24 protein-coding genes are annotated in these 21,473 nt (G+C 61.5%); 7 read left to right on the top strand and 17 right to left on the bottom strand.

What is annotated here, in order from left to right; genetic code table 11:
* Positions 1-304: 304 nt before the first annotated feature.
* Both SX1_RS19260 and SX1_RS19265 read left to right on the top strand, forming a co-directional pair.
* Positions 305-1,573 (top strand): AAA family ATPase, encoded by a 1,269-nt coding sequence (locus tag SX1_RS19260; RefSeq protein ID WP_019054360.1) that lies wholly within the window; start codon positions 305-307, stop codon positions 1,571-1,573.
* A complete protein-coding gene (locus SX1_RS19265) occupies positions 1,573-2,250 on the top strand; it encodes an RloB family protein (protein ID WP_019054361.1) in 678 nt (225 codons plus the stop codon). The genes SX1_RS19260 and SX1_RS19265 overlap by 1 nt, the downstream gene beginning before the upstream one ends.
* 44 nt (positions 2,251-2,294) lie before the next feature.
* Here the strand turns inward: SX1_RS19265 and SX1_RS19270 are convergent, their stop codons facing one another.
* The 6 genes from SX1_RS19270 to SX1_RS19295 form a co-directional block, all read right to left on the bottom strand.
* A complete protein-coding gene (locus tag SX1_RS19270; protein ID WP_019054362.1) occupies positions 2,295-2,528 on the bottom strand; it encodes a hypothetical protein in 234 nt (77 codons plus the stop codon).
* Positions 2,529-2,599: 71 nt separating this feature from the next.
* A complete protein-coding gene (locus tag SX1_RS19275; RefSeq protein WP_019054363.1) occupies positions 2,600-3,076 on the bottom strand; it encodes a globin domain-containing protein in 477 nt (158 codons plus the stop codon).
* A gap of 54 nt (positions 3,077-3,130) precedes the next feature.
* Entirely contained in the window at positions 3,131-5,407 is a 2,277-nt protein-coding gene (locus SX1_RS19280; RefSeq protein WP_019054364.1) for a nitric-oxide reductase large subunit, read from the bottom strand.
* Between the two features lie 17 nt (positions 5,408-5,424).
* Positions 5,425-5,889 carry a membrane protein gene (locus SX1_RS19285; protein ID WP_019054365.1) on the bottom strand — a complete coding sequence of 155 codons (465 nt, stop codon included), beginning with the start codon at positions 5,887-5,889 and terminating at the stop codon, positions 5,425-5,427.
* On the bottom strand, positions 5,882-6,172 hold the full coding sequence (locus tag SX1_RS19290) for a TehB family protein (protein WP_019054366.1): 291 nt from the start codon (positions 6,170-6,172) through the stop codon (positions 5,882-5,884). Before SX1_RS19290 ends, SX1_RS19285 begins: the two co-directional genes overlap by 8 nt.
* Positions 6,172-6,627 (bottom strand): group III truncated hemoglobin, encoded by a 456-nt coding sequence (locus SX1_RS19295; RefSeq protein WP_019054367.1) that lies wholly within the window; start codon positions 6,625-6,627, stop codon positions 6,172-6,174. Before SX1_RS19295 ends, SX1_RS19290 begins: the two co-directional genes overlap by 1 nt.
* Before the next feature lie 82 nt (positions 6,628-6,709).
* Here SX1_RS19295 and SX1_RS19300 point away from each other — a divergent pair, with 82 nt between their 5' ends.
* A complete protein-coding gene (locus SX1_RS19300; RefSeq protein ID WP_026149956.1) occupies positions 6,710-7,153 on the top strand; it encodes an RrF2 family transcriptional regulator in 444 nt (147 codons plus the stop codon).
* Between the two features lie 206 nt (positions 7,154-7,359).
* On the opposite strand, the gene SX1_RS19305 is transcribed toward SX1_RS19300, so the two are convergent.
* Entirely contained in the window at positions 7,360-8,067 is a 708-nt protein-coding gene (locus tag SX1_RS19305) for an FCD domain-containing protein (protein ID WP_026149957.1), read from the bottom strand.
* 133 nt (positions 8,068-8,200) lie between these two features.
* On the opposite strand from SX1_RS19305, the gene SX1_RS19310 reads away from it, so the two are divergent.
* Entirely contained in the window at positions 8,201-9,001 is an 801-nt protein-coding gene (locus SX1_RS19310) for a GntR family transcriptional regulator (protein WP_255209806.1), read from the top strand.
* Here SX1_RS19310 and SX1_RS19315 read toward each other — a convergent pair.
* From SX1_RS19315 to SX1_RS19350, 7 genes are all read right to left on the bottom strand, one after another.
* Entirely contained in the window at positions 8,994-9,191 is a 198-nt protein-coding gene (locus tag SX1_RS19315) for a hypothetical protein (protein ID WP_019054372.1), read from the bottom strand. The genes SX1_RS19310 and SX1_RS19315 overlap by 8 nt on opposite strands.
* Positions 9,192-9,443: 252 nt before the next feature.
* Complete coding sequence (locus SX1_RS19320; protein WP_019054373.1) at positions 9,444-9,665, bottom strand: DUF5818 domain-containing protein; 222 nt, start codon at positions 9,663-9,665, stop codon at positions 9,444-9,446.
* Positions 9,666-9,866: 201 nt separating this feature from the next.
* The gene (locus SX1_RS19325) at positions 9,867-10,211 is read right to left on the bottom strand and encodes a hypothetical protein (RefSeq protein ID WP_019054374.1); all 345 of its coding nucleotides are present in this window, start codon (positions 10,209-10,211) and stop codon (positions 9,867-9,869) included.
* 18 nt (positions 10,212-10,229) lie between these two features.
* Positions 10,230-10,433, bottom strand: a complete 204-nt coding sequence (locus tag SX1_RS19330; RefSeq protein WP_019054375.1) for a hypothetical protein — start codon at positions 10,431-10,433, stop codon at positions 10,230-10,232.
* 223 nt (positions 10,434-10,656) lie between these two features.
* Positions 10,657-13,701, bottom strand: coding sequence for a MobF family relaxase (gene mobF, locus SX1_RS19340; RefSeq protein ID WP_019054377.1), 3,045 nt, complete (start codon positions 13,699-13,701; stop codon positions 10,657-10,659).
* Between the two features lie 3 nt (positions 13,702-13,704).
* Complete coding sequence (locus tag SX1_RS19345) at positions 13,705-16,038, bottom strand: type IV secretion system DNA-binding domain-containing protein (protein WP_026149958.1); 2,334 nt, start codon at positions 16,036-16,038, stop codon at positions 13,705-13,707.
* A complete protein-coding gene (locus SX1_RS19350) occupies positions 16,025-16,315 on the bottom strand; it encodes a hypothetical protein (RefSeq protein ID WP_019054379.1) in 291 nt (96 codons plus the stop codon). The genes SX1_RS19345 and SX1_RS19350 overlap by 14 nt, the downstream gene beginning before the upstream one ends.
* A 472-nt stretch (positions 16,316-16,787) precedes the next feature.
* Here SX1_RS19350 and SX1_RS19355 point away from each other — a divergent pair, with 472 nt between their 5' ends.
* Positions 16,788-17,015 carry a hypothetical protein gene (locus SX1_RS19355; protein WP_006949427.1) on the top strand — a complete coding sequence of 76 codons (228 nt, stop codon included), beginning with the start codon at positions 16,788-16,790 and terminating at the stop codon, positions 17,013-17,015.
* Between the two features lie 127 nt (positions 17,016-17,142).
* Here the strand turns inward: SX1_RS19355 and SX1_RS19360 are convergent, their stop codons facing one another.
* The 3 genes from SX1_RS19360 to SX1_RS24335 all read right to left on the bottom strand — a co-directional run bounded on the left by SX1_RS19360 (position 17,143) and on the right by SX1_RS24335 (position 19,741).
* Positions 17,143-17,454, bottom strand: a complete 312-nt coding sequence (locus tag SX1_RS19360) for a hypothetical protein (protein WP_019054380.1) — start codon at positions 17,452-17,454, stop codon at positions 17,143-17,145.
* Between the two features lie 433 nt (positions 17,455-17,887).
* Positions 17,888-18,943: a DUF2493 domain-containing protein gene (locus SX1_RS19365; RefSeq protein WP_019054381.1), complete on the bottom strand. Its 1,056-nt coding sequence runs from the start codon at positions 18,941-18,943 to the stop codon at positions 17,888-17,890.
* Positions 18,944-19,546: 603 nt separating this feature from the next.
* Complete coding sequence (locus SX1_RS24335) at positions 19,547-19,741, bottom strand: hypothetical protein (protein ID WP_157410302.1); 195 nt, start codon at positions 19,739-19,741, stop codon at positions 19,547-19,549.
* On the opposite strand from SX1_RS24335, the gene SX1_RS19375 reads away from it, so the two are divergent.
* Entirely contained in the window at positions 19,731-20,339 is a 609-nt protein-coding gene (locus SX1_RS19375) for a DUF6088 family protein (RefSeq protein WP_026149959.1), read from the top strand. The two genes, SX1_RS24335 and SX1_RS19375, sit on opposite strands and share 11 nt — an antisense overlap.
* Positions 20,332-21,378 (top strand): nucleotidyl transferase AbiEii/AbiGii toxin family protein, encoded by a 1,047-nt coding sequence (locus SX1_RS19380; RefSeq protein ID WP_019054383.1) that lies wholly within the window; start codon positions 20,332-20,334, stop codon positions 21,376-21,378. The genes SX1_RS19375 and SX1_RS19380 overlap by 8 nt, the downstream gene beginning before the upstream one ends.
* The last annotated feature ends 95 nt before the right edge of the window (positions 21,379-21,473 follow it).

Genomic DNA, 21,473 nt, shown 5'->3' on the forward strand with positions numbered 1-21,473 from the left:
GACGAAGCCGCCTTTCGCACCGGCGTCGCTAAATGTCGGCTTATGCCGAGAGCCGACGTTTAGCGCGCGGCTCCAACGGTCTTGTTAGACGAGCTAGGCTCCGCTTCGCACCCGCTCACCTGAAACGATCGGCAGTGGGCGATGTGGTAGCCAACCGCGACTGATCGATTGGACAGCGGCTTTGTCATTGAACGCGGCGGCGGCGCCTTGACCGAAGCGGTCCACGCCCTTCGACAAATATCTTGCATTTTTGCGGAATTTATGCGAATAATGACGATATTAGCAAGATGGCTGGAGGAATCATATGCTCGTGGAGTTTCGCGTCTCCAATTTCCGCTCTCTGCGCGACGAGCAAATTTTTAGCCTTGTCGCCTCGAAAGACAAGAGCCTTGCTGATACGCATACCATCGTCACCGGCGTCTCTGCGGTGCCCTTTCTGCTGCGGAGCGCAGCGATTTATGGCGCCAACGCCAGCGGAAAATCCAATCTCATCAAGGCGTTGCAATATATGCGCGGCGTCGTCATCGAGTCGGCGACGCTGATTCAGCCTGGCCAGACCTTTGCTGTTCAGCCATTTCGTCTCGACAAGGCGTCGGCCAACGAGCCGACATCGTTCGAGGCAACCTTCATTCTGGATGGCGTGCGCCACCAGTATGGCTTCACGATGTCGGCCGAGCGCATCGTCGCCGAACATCTGCTCGTCTATAAGGCGTTTAAGCCGCAGCGATGGTTCGAGCGTCGGTTCGATGCAAAAGTCGGCAAGGACGTCTACGAATTCGGTGCCGGGCTGAAAGGCGCGAAGAATGTGTGGGAGAACGCCACGCGCCCCAACGCGCTGTTTCTCTCGATGGCGGTACAGCTCAATAGCGAGGCGCTGCGACCGATCTTCGATTGGTTCGCGCGCCAGCTCGTCATCTTCAACGAACAAGCGCAACTCAATCCGCAAGTGTCGCTGCAGCGGCTGAAGGACCAAAAGGGCCGCAAAGAAATCTGCGACTTCCTAACTTCTGCCGACATCAGCATCGCCGACATCGAGGTGGTGACGAACAAGGTGCCCGGGCAATCCGTCCATGTGGATCTGGTCGCCGGTAAGACCGAGATGCGCGCCGAGGAAATCGAAGAGAACAAGCTACTCTTCCGGCATGTGACGGAAAATGGCGAAGCTGTGTTCGATCTGATGGACGAGTCCAACGGAACACGGAATTTGCTCTTCCTAAGTGGGCCGGTGCTCGACGTTTTGGCGAACGGACAGGTCCTGGTCATCGACGAACTCGATACCAGCCTCCACACGCTGCTGGTGCGCGAACTTGTCCGCCTCTTCCATTCGCCGGAAGCCAATCCCCGTGGCGCGCAGCTCATTTTCACGACGCACGATACCTCGTTGCTTGATACGCATGAGCTGTTCCGGCGCGACCAGATCTGGATGGTCGAAAAAGACCGCGACCAGGCATCGTCGTTGGTCGCCCTGTCGGAATTCAGTCCCCGCAAGGGTGAAGCGCTCGAGCGTGGCTATCTGATGGGCCGTTATGGCGGCGTGCCGTTCATCGCAGACAGCTTCGGGACGAGGCACTGATGGCCCGCGACAATGCGCCGAAGGAACGACAGCGGAAACAGCTCGAACGCAAGCTGGGTCGGCGCGCGAGTTACGACCGGATTTTGATTGTCACAGAGGGGACAAAGACAGAGCCCAACTATTTCGGGGAGATCCGCAGCGCCTTTCGACTGCACACCGCAAATGTCGGCATCTATCCGGGTGCGTTGGGCACGGCGCCCCTCCAGGTTGTCGAGTATGCGCGACAACTTTTCGAAGAGGGCGACCGGCACAGGCATATTTCTCCCCGCGCTTTCGACCAAGTCTATGCGGTCTTCGATCGCGACAGCCACGCAAGCTATCACGACGCCCTCACGCGCGCAGAGCAACTCGACGGCACCCTGCGCAATGACAATAGGCAGAAGGTGCCGTTCAGGGCTGTCGCCTCCGTTCCCAATTTCGAACTTTGGCTACTGCTTCACTACGAAAACGTCCAAGCACCGATCGATCGCAACGATGTCCTTGCACGATTGCGTCAGAGCTTTCCCGGATACGAAAAGGGCGCGGACAATGCCTTTGCAACAACAAGCCCCCGTCTGTCGGTCGCCTTGGAGCGAGCCGCAGCGCTTGCGGAAAGACTCACGGCGCGTGACGAGCCGGAACCTTTTACCGCAGTCGGACTACTGGTCGATTTGCTTGTCAATCTGAAGGTTCGATAGGTCGTCGCGACCTGACGCACGCGTCTGCCAGTGTCGCTGGTCGGCTAAAGCGCGAACATGAACGGATGCGCGCTTCCGGCGGCCCCGCCGAGCACGGCTGACAAGGCGACCGCGCCGCCTGGCGGATGCAGAAAGCGCGCCAGCAACAAAGGGTGTGCAGCGCCGCTACCAGCCAGCACGCCGCACAACAGTCCCGTCGTCACAATGCCGATGATGGCCCCTGCAACCGCAATCAACCGCTCGCGCGCGCCGGGTCCGGGCGGAACCGCTACAAACATGTTGTAGTAGCGACTCCACACTGATCGCGGAGCAGTGTCCACGATGCCATCAAATTCGCTCTTTATTGGATTCAGGCTGGTTCAAGGGCTCCAGCCAGTCCAGCGCTATCCACCTCGGCATACAGGATATCTTCTTTGCCGATGAGGATGTCTGCAAGCGCCCAATAGGCCTCTCCCCATGCGCCAAGCACCTCATCGGTCGCAGCTTCGCCCAGAACATCACGGATTGCGGGCAAGAGGGCATCCGCCACCAACGGGTAATGTTCAGCCTTTACACCTGTCGCCACGTGCCGAGCAGCCATGCGCATGACAGGTGCCGCCAAGGCTTCCAGCTTGTCGATGTTCTGCGCATAAGCGAGGATAGCGCCAGCCAGACGCTTCGGCTGTTCCCCGCTTTCTTGCGCGGCCTGGTCGAACATGGCCTTCACGTCGGGGTCTGTGAACAGCCGCTCATACATGCGCGTCGTGATGGCGAGACCGTGCTGCTGCAATGCAGGCGCGGTCGATTTTACGATGGCTTTGGTTTCGGCACTCAGTGGTTTGCGCACAGTTATTCCTTTGGGTGTTGTGGGTAAAAAAAGAGGAGCGAGTGGATCGTGCGGTCAGGTGCCGCGTTGCCGATTGCCCGGCACGAACGCCCGGAACATGAACCAGGCGAACGCGAAGACACCGACACTAAAGACGACATCACCGGGCACGCGCGCCCACACCAGCGCCTGCATGATCGGGCTATGGATGAATTCCGCCGACCGCGCATAGGCATAGCCATGTTCAACACTGGCATAGGTTTGGAGGATACCCTGCGGCAGCAGCGACAGGAACGTCATCATCGCGATGCCGATGTTGAGTGACCAGAAGGCGATCTTGAGTGATTTCTGGTTCCACGTCGTAACGTCGGTGAGCCCGCGCATGCAGTAGAGCGTGAGCCCCAGCCCGAGCATCCCATAGACCCCGAACAACGCAGCATGGCCGTGGTTGGCAGTCGTGTTCAGCCCCTGCATGTAATAGAGCGCGATGGGCGGGTTGATCAGGAACCCGAACAGCCCCGCACCGACCAGATTCCAGAACAGGACGGCCGAGAAGAACATAAACGGCCAGTGATAGGTCCGCTCCCACTCGGCTTCATGCTCAACCTTGTGGCGCGTATAGGCCTCAAAGCCGACGACCAGCAGCGGCACAACTTCGAGAGCCGAAGCCATCGCCCCGATCGCGATGACCGAAGTGGGTGTCCCGCTGAAATACAGGTGGTGGAAAGTGCCAAGCACCCCGCCGAACAGAAAGATGATTGTGGCGAACAGCACCATCACTGTCGCGGTAGACGTCCGCAATATGCCCATGCGAACGAACAGCAGCGAGATGATCGCGGTCGCGAAGACCTCGAAAATGCCCTCGACCCACAGGTGCACCACCCACCAGCGCCAATATTCCATGACTGCGATGTTGGTATGCTGGCCCCACATCAGCCCAGCACCGTAGAGCAGGCCAATGGCCAGCGCCGATACCAGTACGAGATAGATCAGCGATTTGCTGCCCTTCTCCTGAAGCACGGGCCACAGCGCGCGCACGACCAATGCGACCCACAAGAGCAGTCCGATCAGCAGGTAGATCTGCCAGAACCGGCCGAGATCGACATATTCATAGCCTTGATGACCGAACCAGAAATTGGCCGTCAGATTGTGGAAGAAACGGTGGACTGCCGCCCATTGCCCGGCAAACGAGCCGGTCACGATGATCAGCAGGCTGACGAACAGGAAGTTGACCCCGAGCCGCTGAAATTTGGGATCGCGGCCGGTCAGCATTGGCGCAACATAGAGTCCTGTGGCGAGCCATGCGGTGGCAATCCACAGAACAGCCAACTGCGTGTGCCACGTGCGCGTAATCGTATAGGGCAGATATTCGGCGAAAGGCAGGCCATAGAGCCCCTGTCCCTCAACCGCGTAATGAGCGGTGACGATGCCCAGCAGCACCTGTGTGACGAACAGGGCGCAGACCACCCAGAAATATTTGGCCGTTGCGCGCATCGACGGGGTGATGACCGCCCCGCTCAGTACATCGGAAGCCGCCATGCCCTGTTCGGGCAATATGTCGCTGCGCCAGAGGTCAAACTGCTTGGCATAATAGGCGATCAGAGCGCCTGCTGCTGCCAGCAGCAGAATGACCGAGGCCAGACTCCACAGCAACGTACCTGTTGTCGGGACATTGCCGACCAGCGGTTCGTGCGGCCAATTGCTGGTATAGGTTATGGTGTCGCCGGGGCGGTTGGTTGTCGCGCCCCAGGCCGACCAGAAATAGAATGCCGAAACCTGCCGCGCCTCTTCTGGCGACAGCTGTCCATAGACCGGGAAGGCATAAGCTTTGCGCAGCGCCAGCGCGGCGGTGTCATTGCCTTCGTAGAGGCTGACGAAATGCGTCTGCACTTGTTTTATCACCGCAGCACGGGTGTCACTGACAGTGATGATACCAGTTGCCGGATCATAGTTGTTGGTGCGCATTTCCTCTTGCAGCGCAGCCTTATGCATCGCTTCATTCTGGGCCGGAGTAGCGCCTTCGATTGATTGCGAACTCTGCAAGGCGAGCAAGGCCGATGCCTCACGGTGCAGCCAGTCCGCGCTCCAGTCAGGTGCAAGATAGCTGCCATGGCCCCAGATCGAGCCTTGCTCCATGCCGCCGATCGACTGCCAGACATTCTGCCCGGTCTCGATGTCCGCGCGCGTAAACAGGGTTTCGCCGCTCGCGGATTTTACCGCCTCGGGAATGGGCGGTGCTTGCTGATAGATTTGCTGACCAAAGAGCAGCAGGATGCCGAACATGGCGACCATGCCGACGACCAGGATCGTCCAAAGCCGTTTAATGCTGAATGTCGTTCCATAGCTTTCCATGGTCGTTCCCCCGAAGTTCAGAAAAGTCCGTGACTGCCGCCAACCGCGCCAAACACGGCCACAACGCCCAAAAGGCTCAACACCTGATGCAATCGCATCATGCGCGCGAAATCAGCTTCTGGTGTGGTTGAGCTTGCCATGCGGCGGTGCAATACCATGGGCTCCAGCACGAATAGCATCAGTGCGAACACGGCCCACAGCGCCACCATCAGATGCATCCACCAGAAGCGAAGATCGGCAAACCGGCTCCACATATCGGCGCGGTAGATCAGCCACAGCCCGCTCGCACCGGCCAACGCGACCCATATGCGCGCCTGCCATGCAAAATGGCCCTCGATCTGGTGAAACCGGGCAAGTCGGTCTGCGGGGCGTTCGCTGGCCCGCAGCGCGGGCATGACAACCCAGGTGACAAATCCAACGCCGCCGATCCAGAACAACACCGCGATCACATGGATAGCGCGCGCCAGAACAAGGTCATCCATTGACCGGTCCTTTGCTCAGATCGGGCCGTTCGCCCCAGAACTCAACCTGCATGCGCATGGCCCCCACGGGCACAACATAATGCGTCGCCTGTGGTGGGATGATGGCGGGCGTATCAGGCGTGACAAGGTGTTCCGTATGCGGCTCGGTGAAGATCAGCCGGACTTCGCCTTCCAAGACGCGCAGTAGTCCCCACGTACCGGTCTTGGTGCGATGATCATTGCGCAGCGCATCGGGCAGGGTCTGCTCGTCGAAAATGGGGGATGCGGCATAAGGCATCGACATCAGGCAGCCGCCTTGGCGGAAATTGCGGCGAGACCACCGCGCTCGATCTGGATGCCGGTCAGCAGGCTTTCGCCAATTCGCCGCGCCGCGTCGCGAAACCGGTTCGCCACTTGCTCGTTTGGCGCAATCTGGGTGAGTGTCACGTCCCACAAAGACTGCCACCGGGCAAAATGCGCTGCATCAAGCCCACCGATAGCCATATGTTTGCGCATGGGATTGCCGCTGAAACGACCCGATTCCAGCATGATCGAGGCCCAGAAATCCTTCATCCTCGCCAGATGACTTGGCCAGTCGCTGACCTTTGCGCCAAAAATCGGACCGAGCATCTCATCGGCCCGAATGGCCTCATAAAATCGCTCGACGAGATGTGAGATGAATGCGTCGTCGATCCCCAAGGCCAATGCATCGGCCATCTTGCGTGCCCGTGCCTGCGCCACATGATCTGACGGGTTCATAGCCTCGACTCATTTAAGATGCATTTCATATGCATCGTTTAGACGGTTGGCGATTAAATGCAATATATGATATGCATCTTTTATGAGACTCTCGCTTCAGACTGATTATGCCCTGCGCACCCTCATGTTTTTGGCGGTGAAGGATGGCCATCATTCCATCGCCGACATTGCCCGCGCCTATGGCATTTCGAAGAACCACCTGATGAAGGTGGCACAGCGGCTAACTGCCGAAGGTTTTGTCGAAAGCGTGCGGGGGCGCAGCGGCGGCCTCAAGCTTTCGCTCCCGCCTGCCAAATTGAATGTTGGCGCCATTGTCCGGACCATGGAAGATACAGGGACGTTCGTTGAGTGTTTTGACGCTGCAACCAACACCTGCGTCGTAACCCCAAATTGCGGTTTGCGGCATGTCTTAACAGGCGCTGTGGAGTCATTCGCCCGGCATCTGGATCAATTCTCCATCGCCGATCTGATTCCAGATAAAGAGCGGTTTGGAGGGCAGTTCAACGGCTCAAGTCCGCGTCAGTAATGTTGCCGTAAACCCCGGCAATCTGTGGCTAAAACCGGTCGGTTCTAGGGGATTTCTGAAGGGGCTTCGGCGACCATAAGTAGGGCGCGTTGCAAATGGACTGCTTCGGCCAGCACGAATGGCGGCTTCCGTCATAGCCATACGCCCACATTACGGGTTCGGTCGACTGGCTTTGGTCAACGCTGCCGCCTCATCTGCAACGTCGGTCAATTCTGTCCAAGCCGGGCTCCCGTGCTAGTGTCTACGGGATAACTCTCGATCCTCGCCACCCCGGCGCGGCTGATCTGCGCCGCTGCTTCCTCGACATGAAACGACACGGCGTCCCTGGCACGTAGGGTATCCCCGGCCTTCATGTAGGCGACCAGGCGGTCATGCTCGATCAGCGAGCTTCGCGCCTCGTCGAGCTGGAAGTAGTTGGCTCCGGCAATCCAGACCGCAGGCGGGATCGCCTTGGCATAAGTGGCAAGGGCCACCCGGTTGCCGCTGAGGCGGACAAGTTCGAGATGCCATTGGTAATCGAGAAAGGCGCCTTGCAGCAGATTATCCGCCTGGGTGTCGTAGGATTTGAGCGCCGTATTGATGTCTTCGAGGTAAGCAAAATCGACCTTGCCCTGCAGTGCAGCCACCTGAGCCGCAGCCAAGGCCTGGATAGATCCGGCAAGCGCTAGATGCTCGACGATGCGCTCGATGGTCCAGTCGACGATTGTGAAGCGGCCGTGATCGCGGCCAACAAGGCCGAGATCGATGAGCTCTTGCGCGAAGCGCGGAGCATCGCCTTCAGTAAGATCTTGAAAGCCGGGCAGTTCGCAGGGATTGTCATAGCGCTGCCGCTTTCGCGGCTCTCGAAGCAAAGCGAAGACAACCTGCGCCGGGCAGGCAATCGTTCGCAGGATTGGCAACTTTGATTTCGCCACCGATGCCTCAAATTGCTCCCTGACAACGCAATCCGGATAATCCGAACCACGCGGATTCGGAAATCAAATCGATCTTGTGCTAGGTTGCCTGCAATGATGTGGCGGGCAAGAACCCGCCCACAAGGGAGGTCGGTTGACCAGAGCGCAGTCTCTTTCTGAACTCATGTTCCTCGAAATCAGGTTCGGGGTCCTGTCCGCGCGCTATTTGCCCGGGCAGGTTATTTCCAAAGCGGACGTGGCCGAAGTCTATGCCTGCCGCCCGGCCGCAGTGGCTGAAGTGCTTAATGCTCTCGCCCATGAAGGCTACCTCACCCGCCAGAAGCCGAGCGAATTTGCGGTGCGGATCTGGGGCCGTGAAGAGATCGAGGATCTCTTCGAGATGCGCGCCAATTTCGAGGGACTCGCCGCATACCGAGCGGCAGAACGCGCAACCGCCGCTGAAATATCGCTGCTGGACGCGCTGACATTGGAGGCCCGCGAACGAGCGCCGGGCGATCCCGACGCGCTTGAACGCGTGGTGCTCGAGAACCTTCGCTTCCATATTGAAGTGATGCGGATGTCCCGCATTACGCTGATGCCCGATATGGCGCGCATGGTGCTGCCCAACGCGCTTCATCGCCGGATTGCCTGGTCGCAGCGGGCCGACGATGCCGAACAGTCTTTCCGGATGCATCAGAAAATTGCGGCTGCCATTAGCGAACGCTCGGCCTCGATGGCGCGGCTATTGATGCGTGAAGACATCTATTCCTCGCGTGAGAGCGTGCTCGGCGCGATCGAAGCCCTGGCGGATCTGGAGGCAGCCGATGTGGCGACGATCGTCCGGTTCGCGCCGACCTTTGAACTGGATGGCAGGGTCTACGGGCAGGGGACGCGTGAAGCTGGCGCGGACGGCAGGGTCATCCCGTTCGGCATGCCTGCGGGCAATCTCAGGTAGGCTGGGGGTTTTGTGCGGCGCCTCCGCGCTCTTCCGGCAGGTTCGCCCGGTCGGATTGAAGCTGCTCCAACACGCCGAGCATCATTGCCGAAGCCTGGTGAAGGCCGGATGCGTTGAGCACGTTCAGGAAGTCCTGGGCGTCGGCAGCGATCAGGTCGAGCGTACTTCGATCGATCAGCAGTCGCTGCATTCGCATCTAGGCGCCCCCGAAGCCCATTATCACGCAAACGATTGTTCAATCGCAGGAATCTGTCAATATTTCACCATGTTAAATTTGCCGAATATTGCCTCTGAAATGGTGCGAGTTAGGTAGGTGCCCGGATCGAGATGACGTTCGACTGCGTGAAAGCAATCTAGCCGCACTCTACAGTGCAATACCCGGCTTATCCCTTCGCGTTCAACAAGCTGGCGAGGACGGCCAGACTTTGCCAACCCAATTTCATCACTCACCGGCCAGCGGCGTCCAGAATTCGACATCGATCCTGTCGGGTTGAACGATCTTGCCGCGCACACTCACCTTTCCATCGAGGCGATCTGGCACCGGTTCTTCACCAAAATGCAGTCGCCAGGCTACGCCGTCCGCGTCGCGAAGGATCGGTCCTCGAGCGCCCGCCTCAAGCGTTCCGGTGATCGTGTTGGCTGTAATGCGGGCAGGGCGGTTCATAGGCAAGACTGGTTCGCAGGTGATGGGGGCATTGCCGGGAGCGATTCCAAGCAAGGAAGTCTCTAGCAGGAGACGAGGGAAAATCCCAACGACAGCTTCCTATGAATGCGCACTTCGGGTGTCAGATGCAGAAATGCATCGAATGCGGCCGGGAAAGCGGCGCGGTCCGGTGGGAGGTGACCCGAACCGCGCCGCACCCCATCAGGCGTAGATCGCGCGGTCGGTGCACTCGGGGCAGTCGACCTTGCGCTCTTCGCTGACAGAATGGTGATGGGCCTCGGCGTCCTTCTCGGGGCAGTCCGAGCAAAGGCCGCTGGCTTCATTCTGGGCGGCCGTCGCCCGTTGCTTGGCTTCGCGCTTGCGGGCCTCGAGCGTCTCGCGCAGCTGGCTGAGACCTTGCCGGACCTGCTCGGACATCACCTGGTGATCGGTGGTTCGCTGGGCAGCAACGTGGGCAGTCGGCGCTGAGGGCCGCGCTTCCGAGGCCAGGGCAGGGGTGGCCGCGGCGGCGAGCATGGCTCCTATCAGGCAGAGATATCGCTTCATCTTCAGACTCCTTGGGTTTTAGAAAAAGCCGGTTCGGCGACCGAACGAGAGGTCGGCTTTCGAAAAATCCCCGAGCGCCGACCGGCGCACGCTCAGGGTGACACCCCGCTTTCCGCGGGCGCGGAAGTGGAGATCGGTGGGATCGATGTTGTTGCGTTCGGCCCAGTCCTGCGCATCGCGCTCGCTGGCGAAGTCGCCGATTTCATCATGCTCGTAGGCCATGATCAGTCTCCAGATTGCGGTGCTGGGGGGTGAGGGGGGCCGCCGTTGGCAAGGCAGGCGACGACGCTCGCCGCCAAGGCCACCGCGACCATTGCGGCGATAGCCAGGCCCCGCACGGCAGGTTCGGGCAGGACGACGACCAGGACCGCGAGCCAGACCAGCGTCGAATGCGCGCGGTCAAACACGCGCGCTGCGGCCTCGGCCGAAACGGTGAACCGCGCCCTCACAGGTCGAGCCCCAGCGATTTTTCAGGGACGGGGAGCTGGCGCACCGGCGCTTGGGGCGCAGGCCCCAGTACTGCATCGAGCTTGGCCTTGAGCTCCGGGCTCATGCGGAGTTCGGGGACCTGCCGACTATCGATCGGATTGGCATGGCGCGGCTCAACCTCGACCTTGCCGGTCACTTCAAGCGCGGACGTCTTGTTGCCGGGGGTGCGGTCAAGCTGCTGCTTCAGGGAATCGAGGTTGTTGGTAACGACCACCATGTCGTCGGTCGCGCGCGTATTGAGGACGTTCTGGGTTCGCTGGGTCGCGAGATTGCGCTGCGCAGATGAGATCACCTCGATCGCCTCTGGCTTGGTCATTCCCTGCGCCATATGGGCATTGAGCGCATAGCCGAGGTCAAGGCGGCGCAGCATCGGGTCACCAGGGGCGAGGACAAGTTCCCGCTTGTCAGCTAGTTCGACACGGATTCCTTCGGCGCGTGCTTCGAGCACCGTGGCATAGGTCGATTTGGCAATGTCGCGGCCTGCGTCCTTGTCGCGCCAGAACACGGTCTCGCCATCGTGGATCCTGATCTGCCTCTGTTCGTAGAGCCCGAGCCGGTCGAAGCGGTGGTCGGGGTCGATGCGGCCCGGATCGATGACCTTTCGCTTGCCATCGCGCTCGAGCACGACCTTGCCGTCCTTGCGCACCTCGCTGACCTCATACTCGCCGCGCCTGAGGCCAATCTCGCGCACATCCATCCGCGCCTCGAGCACCTGGCCGACCCGGTAGGTCGAGGCAAAACGCAGTTCTTCGCGGGTAGCGTTCGCGCTCTGCAGGGTGGAAAGCGTCAGACCCGGTCCGGTGAGGGTGCCTTCCTTGATCAGCCCCTCCTGAACGCGCGCATTGATTTCGGCGCGGTCGTCGCGCCCGGCGGTGAAGATCGCGGTCGCCTCGCGTTTGTCGGGACTTAGCGATAGCCACAGCTCGGCGGCGCGGGCGACGTGGTCGGGGCCGGCCTCGATCACGCGTCCGTGCGCGGCGAGGAGTTCGAGCGCGAGGCCGGCATGGCCTTCGTTCGAGAGCCCGGCGACAGCGAGAAGCAGCGGGGAGTTCTTCTGCCGGATGTTCTCGTCCATCCGCACAGTCGCCTGGCCTGAAGCCTGCGAGACGGCGAACATCTTGCCTTGCTCGATCGCCGACAACTGCTGGCGGTCGCCCATGAACGGCGCCTTGGCGACGCCGAGTTGTTCGGCGAGCGTGGTCAGGCGCAGCATATCACGCGAGGAGACCATGGAGCTCTCGTCAGTGATGATGACGGTATTGGCTAAGGCCGCCTTGGCCGCATCGAACCGTTCGCCCGAACCGGCTGCAGCAGCCGAAGCATAGGTGCTGAGGAACCGGGCGATCGTGTGGGCTTCGATCCCCGCCTCACGCATCTGGTCGGCCGACATGCCCTGGCCGCCCCCGCCGCGCAGGTCGGCAACCATCTTGTTCTGAAAGGCAAGGCCGACGAGCTTGACGCCTTCGTCACCCAGCACCTTGTCCAGTGCGCCGAGCAAGGTGGATTTGCCCGCACCTGCGACGCCCTGGACGTTGACGAATCTGTCGCCTCCGGAGAGGATAGCTACGCCCGCGGCCAGTTGGCCTTCGTTGAGCTGCCAGTTATCGACCCCGGCGCGGGTCTGCCCAAGTTCGCGCGCCGCCTCTTGCAGCCGGGCCATCGCCGTCTCGGGTGGCATGAATACCCGGCCCTCGCCGTGCCCCCGGTCGATCGTGTCGAGGATCTTCTGTTCCATCGCCAATGCGACCGGCGTTGTCACGAGGTCGAAGTGTCCGTCGGGCCGGTCCGATTTGCCGGGGATCAGGTGGCCATCGCGCATGAGTTCGCCGATCCGCTGAACCACTGCGCTCCCTTCGAGCCCCTTGATCTGGAACCCGAGCGCGCTCGCCAGAATCGCCTGGGGCGAGAAAGCGGCTTCACGCTCGGACAGGTGACGGATGGCCGACGCGGTGGCGTGCTGGGCCTTGATCGTTTCGGCAGGCATGAAAAGGGCTGCCGCCCCGCTCACCGCAAGCGGGCTTGGGGTGCGCAGCGCCGCGTTGATGCGGGTGGCAACTTCGGCGAATGCGGCTGTGGCTGTTTCGCGGAACGTGGGCCGGGCCTGTACATCAGCCCGTGCCTTGGCTTCGGCCACCAGATCCTTGCCATCGAACGCAAGGGCGGCGGCGCGTTGCTGCCAGCCTTCGACTAACGTGCCGCGATCCTCGGGCGCCAGTTTCGGATCGCGGGTATAGAGCGTGATCTGCTTCTTGGTCGCAAGGCTGGTGGCGCCGGTTTCGGCAATCTTGGCCTCGATTTCGTTGGCCCGGGTCGAGAATGCCTTGATGACTTCGGCGGGGACGCCCTTGATCTCGAACGAACCGTGCTTGCCGGCAGCTTCAGTCTCGTAGCCGAGCTTCTGCAATTGGGCGCGCAAGGCGGCATGGTAGAACTGGCCGATAGTGGTGTTGTTCTTCCATATCTCGCCATTCCACAGCGCCTTCCACGTCCCTTTGGGATCGCGGGTCAGGTTTGCGACCACAGCATGGATGTGTCCCTGGGGATCGAGCGCGCGGCTCGTGTCGTGGGCGAACAGGGCATAGACGAGGTTGCCCGTCTTCTGGGGTTCGCCGCTGCGGCTGCGCTCGTAGTTGCGGCTCTCGGCGAACTGCTTCTCGACAAGCTGCGACATGGTCGATTTGACGGCAGCAAGATGCGCATCGAGGATGCGCCTGTCGCCGCTGACCAGCGCCAGGATCGAAGCGGACTTGGGCATCGAAAAGGTGAGATCGAGACCCAGGCGCCTCCCTTCAACCTGCCCCACCATCTCGCCGTCGGGCAGGCGCCCATTGAGGATGCCCTCAAACTGGTCCCGCTCGACCTGACCCGAGAGGCCCAGTGCGCGCGCACCCTCGCCGCCCCAGACCCCAGCCTCCGCGTTCTCCTCAGGCGTGTAGTAATTGTCGCTTGCGAAATAGTCGGCTGCGCCGCTCGACGACCGGACGGATGCGATGGAATGCATGGGCTACATCTCCGGTCCGTCATCGGGGATGGGACTATCCAGTTCGGCTTCCTTGGCGCCCTCGCGCGTTCGGCCATCACGGCCCCGTTCATCTACCGCTTCGCCGAGTTCACGGGCGACTTGTGACTGGCGCTGGGGCGCAGGCTTTGCCGGTTGCTGGACCGGCTTCGGTCCCGTCTCGGGATCGCGGGCATGGGGCTGGGACGGACCGCCAGTGATCTGCTGGCTGACAATCATCGAACGCCCCAAACTCGACACCGGGAGATCGCTGGGACCGATCGGCGGTGACGCCGGGAAGTTCAGTTCTTCCTGCTTCGGCGTGATCGCACGGGCGTGCCTCAAAGCCTCATCGGGCTCGGTGTCTCGGGCCAGTTCGAGCTCGTCCTTGGTTTCGCGGCCACCCGCCTCATCGCCGTCATCACCCTGCGGTTCGCGCCTGAATTCGATAGGCTCAACATGCTGGCGCAGAACGTAGCCTTCGGCCACCTTGGGATAGTCCTTGTAGGTGAGCTTGATCCGGGCGGCATCGAAGCCTTCGGGGAACACGAGAAAGCCCCTCAGCGAAGGCAGCTTCATGATGTCATCGGGCAGGACGAGCGGCTGAACTTCCGAACGCGGGGTGATCGTCGCGGCGTCGCGGATGTTGGAATAGCCGTAGCTGTAGGCCTCATCCATCATCCGCACTTCGCGGTGACCGATGTAGTCCGAGCAGTGCTCGGCAGTGTCACGATCGGCGGCAGCCAGAATCAGCTTGGTTCGCGCGAGCGAGGCGAGGTTCTGCGCTCCTTCCTTGCCATAGGTCTCAGCCAGCTTGGCGAAGGAGTGGATGCCGAGCACGAAGGCCCCGCCAAAGCCGCGGGCGGTTTGCAAGCCGTCCTCGATCGCGGGCAGGCGGTGCAGCGCGTGGACCTCGTCGAAGAAGAACCATGTACGCAGGTCCCGGGTGCGCGGCAGGCGCATCAGCGTGTGGACCGCAAGGTTCATCCAGAGCGACAGCAGCGCCCGGTTGAGCACCAGCTCGTTGTGCGAGGAGGTGATGAACAGAATGGCACCCGGCTTGTCTTCGGCGCGGATCCAGTCGCTGATCGAGAACGGCTCCTTGCCTTCGGGGAGGAAGCGCAATGCTTGGGCGTTGGTGTTGAACACGGCGCGAATGGACTCTGCCATCTTGGCTGCCTCGGGTGCGGTCAACGGATCGGCGACGGTATGTTCGAGGAGCTTATGGACTTCCTTGAGGTCGGCCATCATCAGCCGGCTCGCGAGTGCCTGGTTGGTCGCCTCGCCAAGCTTGATGAGCTTGATGCACGTCTCGACGAACAGCGTGCGCGCCGCCAGCATCCAGAAGGGTTCTGCGCCGCCGCCATCGGCGGGAAGCAAGGCAGCGGCGATCCCGGTGAAGTCGGCATGGTTCTTCGCTTCGGCAAACACCGACCATGACGGGCAGCGCTCATCCATCGGGTTGAGAATGGTGTCGGTTTGGGGGTTGTAGAACGCCTCGACGTAGGCCCCGGTCAGGTCGAACACGACCGCCCGGTCGCGCCGCACGCGCATCTGCGCGATGAGCGCGCGCATCTGGGTCGTCTTGCCGGTGCCGGTCGAGCCGATCATGATTGTGTGAGCCTGCTCGGTCCGCCACGGGAATGGCACGTCAGCCATCGAGTAGGCGTGGTGGATGCCTGCAGCCTTGCGCTCGATGAGCGGCATCGCGAGGACGTCCGGGAGGGTTTTGCCGGGCAGCTGCTGGGCGACTTCCAGCCCGAGCATATCGCGGTTGTGGGCGTTGATGACATCGGCCAGCTGGGCGCCATCAACCAGCATGGCACCGCGCTGGTGTCGTTCTTCGAGGATCGACTTGCCCCGCCGTTTCGAGAAGTCGATGAACCACACCGCGATCGGCACGGCGACGAACAGCGAGATGAACAGCGAACCCCAAATCGCGCGCATCAGCTTGTTCCACGCGATCACGACATCGGGATGGCTGGCGATCATCGAAACGGGCGCCGGGATCACTTCGCCCGAGGGCAGCGTCAAGTTGAGGATCTTGCGCGGATTGAACTCCATAAAGGTCCACCCCCCGGCGTAGATCCGCATCAGGATCATCTGCACTTCGTGCTCGTGAAGCAGCAGCGCGAGAACGATCGAAAGCGCCACGAGGAAGGTAAAAAACCATACCAGCAGCGGCATCTTCGCCGAGGCGAACCACATCATGAATTCGTGGGTGATGAGCTGCGATCCGCGGGTGAAATCACCGGCGTTGCGCGGCATACTTCCGCGCGCCGAATGGTGCTGGAGTTTACCAGGCCGCGCCTGGTCCGACCAGGTGTCAGGACGCGGCACAGACCGCTTCCATCCGCGTCTCGGCTTCGGTGATCAGCGCGGTATGAACGTCGGGGTACTGGCGCTGGACAATGAGGTCGGCAACGAGGAACAGATATTCGGACGAGAACTGCCGGCGCCGGTCCTGTTCCGAGGTTCCCGAAATGGTCCCGAGGAAATGCTCCAGTGCGATTCGCAGCAGGTTGGAACGGGAGACCTGTTTTGCGCTCGCCGCAGCCTGCGCGGCATCGGCCAAGGCTTGCGGAAGCCGGACCGTAATCAGAACTGTTTCTGTCATCGCCAAACCCTTCGAAAAGGGCCCGGCGGGGATTGCGCGATGGCTGTTTTAGGCGATCCTCCAAACCTTGGCAAGCAAAGGCATGGCTGAGGGGCCGCGTATTACTTTGTAATACCGCTAGAATCCCGGATAATCAGGGGGTTCGGACGCCTGCGTCTTACTGTAATACAAAGCGCATCATTTCGCATCAGCTGTAAACGCACGCATTTCCGCCAGTTCTGGGACGGCACTGCCGTGTACGGTCTGCACCCTTTCCCTTTGATCCTGTAGCTTTGATGGCTCGTGGTTTTGGGGGATCTAAGCCGAATCCGGGTGGGACTTGCACGGCCTGTCAGCGGCATGCCGACGCTGCGGCATTGCCCAGGAATCGCAGGGGTAACCGAGGCAGATAGGGGCAGGGGGCTTGCCAAGCGGGCCTAGATGCCGATCCTCGCGCGCGGGAGGTTTCAGCACCAACCCACGAGGTACAACCATGGCCAGAAAAGGAAGTCTCGAAGCCGAAAGACAGGCAATCGCAAAGGAGCGTCAAGCGCTGGAAGCGCGCGAGGCGAAACTGCGGACAAGCGAGCGGGCGGCAAGCGTCGAACTGATGCACAAGTCAGTTCTCGGCAAGGCGCCGTTCGAGAGGGTCGAAGCATTCTTCGCCGCTCTCGGAAAGCTCGGTCTGGACGAAGCCGAGAAGCGCCTTCGGGCAAGCTGAAACCGGCCTCGGCAGAGGCCAGCGCAGCCGGGGTTCGATGCCCTGGCTGCGCTTTATCTGGACTTGCAAAAAGGGGGGCCGGAGAGCCCCTCGTCGGTGCCCTCCGGCGCTGCGGTCGATGATCATTTCAGAACGGGCAATCCGCGTCCCATTCGGGATCCATCACCACGCTCATGAAGCTTGCGGCGCGGGCGATGTTCGCATCATCAAAGTCGTCGGCCATCATGCCTGCGACGGAATGGACGATCCGGTCGATCAGGTCCTGGGGCAGGGCGTTGTAGTCGCCTTCGTCGATGGCGAGAAAGCAGCCGAACTCGTCCTCAATGACATGCTGGTCGAAGAAGCTGTGCTGGGCCCGGATCGTCGCGGCGCGCACTGCTGCGTCGTAGCTGATGGGGTCGAAAGCCGGGATTTCGAGGGTCTTGGTAAGAGCGTTCATGTGAGCCTCCTGTCAAAGGAATTGAAGAGGTCTCCTCCGGGATGGCCGAGCTTGGCCCGGGTCAGGAACGGGCCGCCCGCGGCCCGCCGCGCAGCGGGGGTGGGGGAGCCGATTTTTTCGCCTTCTTCAGGCGTAAAAATTGGGGGAACCGCCCTTCTTGACGCGGGCCAATGGCGGCCATCATGCTTGGAATTCTGCGAGAGTGTTTAACCCTGTTGGGCAGCACCCCCGGTGGTCCCAAGCACGGGTTTCGTCCGCCCGGCCGATGCGAAGCCTTTGCGCCCCCGCCAGCAGGCTGTCAGGCCGTTACTGGCGAGGGCAAGAAGCGAGCGAGCCGGGCGATGAAAGTGTGCGTCCCGATCGACAAAAAAGAAGGGCATCCGGCGGTGAGGCCGGACACCCTTCTGGTTGATGCAATCGGAGCAGGCCCCGCTCAGAACGGCGGGAGTTCATCGCCATTGACGGTGCCACATGCCGTGCGCTTCATCGCAGGCCGCTCAGCTTGCGCTGCGGCTTTGGTCCGCACTGCCGGAGCCTCGTTCTGAACCGATGCGTCGCGCACGATGTGCAAGGGGATGCGTGCCTCGCGGAGCCGGTCGGCAAGGTTCGCCTGGATGCCGCCGCCGCTGCACACCACCGCCTCGACAGGCTTGAAGGAAAGCATGCGAGCGTTGCGCTGATAGGGTGCCGAAGGTCCCCGCGAGGTATCGGGCTTGCACAGGATCACCGGCACATTGTGGCGCGATGCCCAGGCCGCAGCGATCACGTCCGCGCCCTTGTTCTGGGCGGTCGTTGCCAGCGCCATCGACGGGACCCGGGCATGGATCGCATCGAGATAGTCTTCGACCAGCGCAATGTCGGTGAACTGCTGTCCGCCCGAAAACACCACGACCGGACCCGATGGGGCAAACTGTTCGCGCCGCTGCGCCTTCTGTGCCGCGAGATAGTCGCGCGCTTCGATCATCGAGGCATTGGTCTTGGACGACACCCTGGACCCACGCACCGGCGAGAAGGGCCGACCGGTCTCGACAAGGTAGATCCGTGCGGCATGGTCACGCATGCACTCCATCGCATCGCGGCATTCGGCAAGGCTGCGGGCCTGCATGGTGAGGTCCTCAAGGTCGGTCGCGTAGACCTCGCTTGGATCATATTCGCGCAGCTTCTCCTGCAACCGGTTCGCCATCGAGTCCTCGCGGTCATCGAGGCGTTTGGCGACGACATGGAAGCTGTTGGCCACGCCCCATGCGACTTCACTCGCGAAGTCCTCCATCCGGGTGTCGCGGAACAGGTCGAAGACCGTTGCCAGCATCATCTCGATTGCCGCCTGCGCCACCTCGGGGTCGGGCATTTCGACAGCGCTCGGCTCATGCTCGATCGAGAGCTTGGCCAGTTCGGTCTGCTCCATGAATGCCCGGGCGTAGTCGGGCGTGGCGATTTCGCGCGCATAGTGTTCGGCAAGGTCGGCGAAGTTCGAGAAACGGTCCGTCATGATAACCTCCAAAAGGAATTGTCTCTCATCACGCTGATGAAAGATGCCCATCGGAGGGACGCCGGAGTCAGGCAGTCAGGGACGGCGGCGCGCACGCGCTGCCGCCGCTTGGCAAGCGGGCGTGGGGGGAGCCGATTTTTGCTCGCAAGGCGGTAGCCGCAGCAGGTAAAAATTGGGGGGCACCCGCGATCCTTGACGGCCGCCAATCTCCCAGGCGTCATGCTATGGCGATGCTGATTTCGCTCAGCCACCGAGATGAGAGAGAGATTACGGTTTTGCCCCCGAACCCCATCTGGGTGTTCGGGGTTAACCGCAAAACGCCATGCTCTCTTCGCCCCGCTTGATTGCGGTGGCCGAAGGATGTTGGTGGGTTTTCGCGGGGCGCCTTGGCTGCGTCGTCGTCGGCGCGGCCAGCAACAAATGACGGACCCCTTGCCGGAGCAAGTCAGTCGGCCCGTGGCCCGGTGCATCGCACGGGCGCGGGACGGCGACCAAGGCGTAGTGCAAGAGTGCCGGCGGCCCAGTGCAAGAAACCCCGCACCCGCAGGAGCGCGCCACATGGCGCGCGGGACCGAGTGCGGCAATTTTAATGGGGCCGCTCCTTCACGTCTGACCGGCGATGTCCGGCACCCTGTTGGTCATCATCAGCGAACTTGCGGAACGCCAGTGGCGATGATCGGCAGGCATGCGGTGACGATGATCATCATGGTCATCAAGAGGTCCTTCACGATGGTATGGTTTGTTAGAAAAATGTGTGTTAATTTCTAACGAAAGGAGCACACGAATCATGTCCGCCATGGCCGACAAGATCATGAAGCGCGTTCGCGCGAAGGGACGGGGGTGGGTATTCACCCCCAAGCATTTCATCGACTTCGGCACACGCGGCTCGGTCGACATGGCACTGTCGCGCCTAGCGCAGGCTGGGGAGATTCGCCGGATTGGTCGCGGCCTCTACGACTATCCGCAGTTGCACGACAAGCTGGGCGCGCTGACACCCGATGCCGAGATGATAGCCCAAGCTGTATCGGCGCAAAGCGGCGATCGGCTTGCGCCCTCGGCAGCGGCAGCGGCGAACAGGCTTGGCCTGTCGACGCAAGTGCCTGCCAGAACGAGCTATGCGACGACAGGACGAAGTCGCGTGCGCCAGGCCGCTGGCCGAAGTGTTACGCTCAAACACAGCCGCGCACCCGTTCTGGGCAATGCCTCGGAGGCGGCCAACGGCGTGGTCCAGTACCTGGCTGGACTGGGGCGATACAACGTCGATGCTGATGCGATTTCGCAGCTTGCTGCGCGGCTTGATAACAAGGACGTGCAGGCACTGCTCAAGGGTCGCGCGCAGATGCCCGGTTGGATGGGCGATGTCGTGCTGAAGATCGGGGCGGCGCACCATGGATGAATTTGCCCGGCGACCTGCCGATGATCGGCGGGCATTCTTTGCCGAAGCAGCCGCACGCCGCGACCTCACGCCGCTCATCGTCGAGAAGGACTTCTGGGTCTGCTGGACCCTGCGCCGGCTGATGAGCGTACCCGAGCTGGCCAAGGTCCTGACCTTCAAGGGCGGGACCTCGCTCTCGAAGGCATTCGGGATCATCAAACGATTTTCAGAGGACATCGATCTCACCATCAATCGGGCCGTGCCGCTGCTCGGCGAGGTTGCTTCGCCGATGGCGAACGACATCAGCGGCAAGGAGCGCGAACGACGCGGCAAGGCGCTCGGCGCTGCCGCCCAAGAGTGGGTCGGGACGATCCTCCTGCCGACGCTCGCGCAAGCGATCGAGGATGCCCTGGGCACCCGTGAGGGCTGGAGCATCGAGGCCGATCCCGATGACAAGGACCGGCAGACTGTCCTGTTCAACTACCCGGCATCTTCGGGCTACGGTCTCGACTATGGCAACACGTATGGCGGACGGCCCGGCTACGTGCAGCCGCGGATCAAGCTCGAGTTTGGGGCAAGGGGAGACCCTGAACCCTTCGAGCAGCGGGACATCCTGCCCTATGTCGCCGAGGACTTTCCGGGCGAGGTGTGCGATGCAGTGACTGCCGTGCCAACGCTCGCGCTCGAAAGGACCTACTGGGAGAAGGCGACGATCCTGCATGCGCTGCACCACAGCGGCAAATTGCGGCCGGGTCTGTCGCGGCACTTCTACGATGTGTTCATGCTCGACGCTTCCGGGATTACCGAGCGGGCGCTCACCGAACGCGTATTGCTGGAGCAGGTTGTCAGGAACAAAAGTCTGCTCTTCGCTGATGCCAAGGCCTCCTACGGCACGGCGCAGCTCGGGACACTGCGGCTTTCGGTCACTGACACGATGCGCGAGGAACTTGCGGCGGACTACGCCGCCATGGCGGAAATGTTCATGGAGGAGCCGCCGGGCTTCGACGAGCTGGTGTCCCGCCTCTCGGATATCGAGCGGAGGATCAACGCAGCCGGCTAGCACGCAGTGGCACCGGTAAGGCGTGAGGAGAAATCAGCCCAAGACGGGCGATGACATCTCTACCTGGCGCGAAAATCCGAGATTGATAACATATC

Origin of the sequence: Sphingobium xenophagum NBRC 107872, assembly GCF_000367345.1 — a bacterium.
In the GTDB taxonomy this organism is placed as follows: domain Bacteria; phylum Pseudomonadota; class Alphaproteobacteria; order Sphingomonadales; family Sphingomonadaceae; genus Sphingobium; species Sphingobium xenophagum.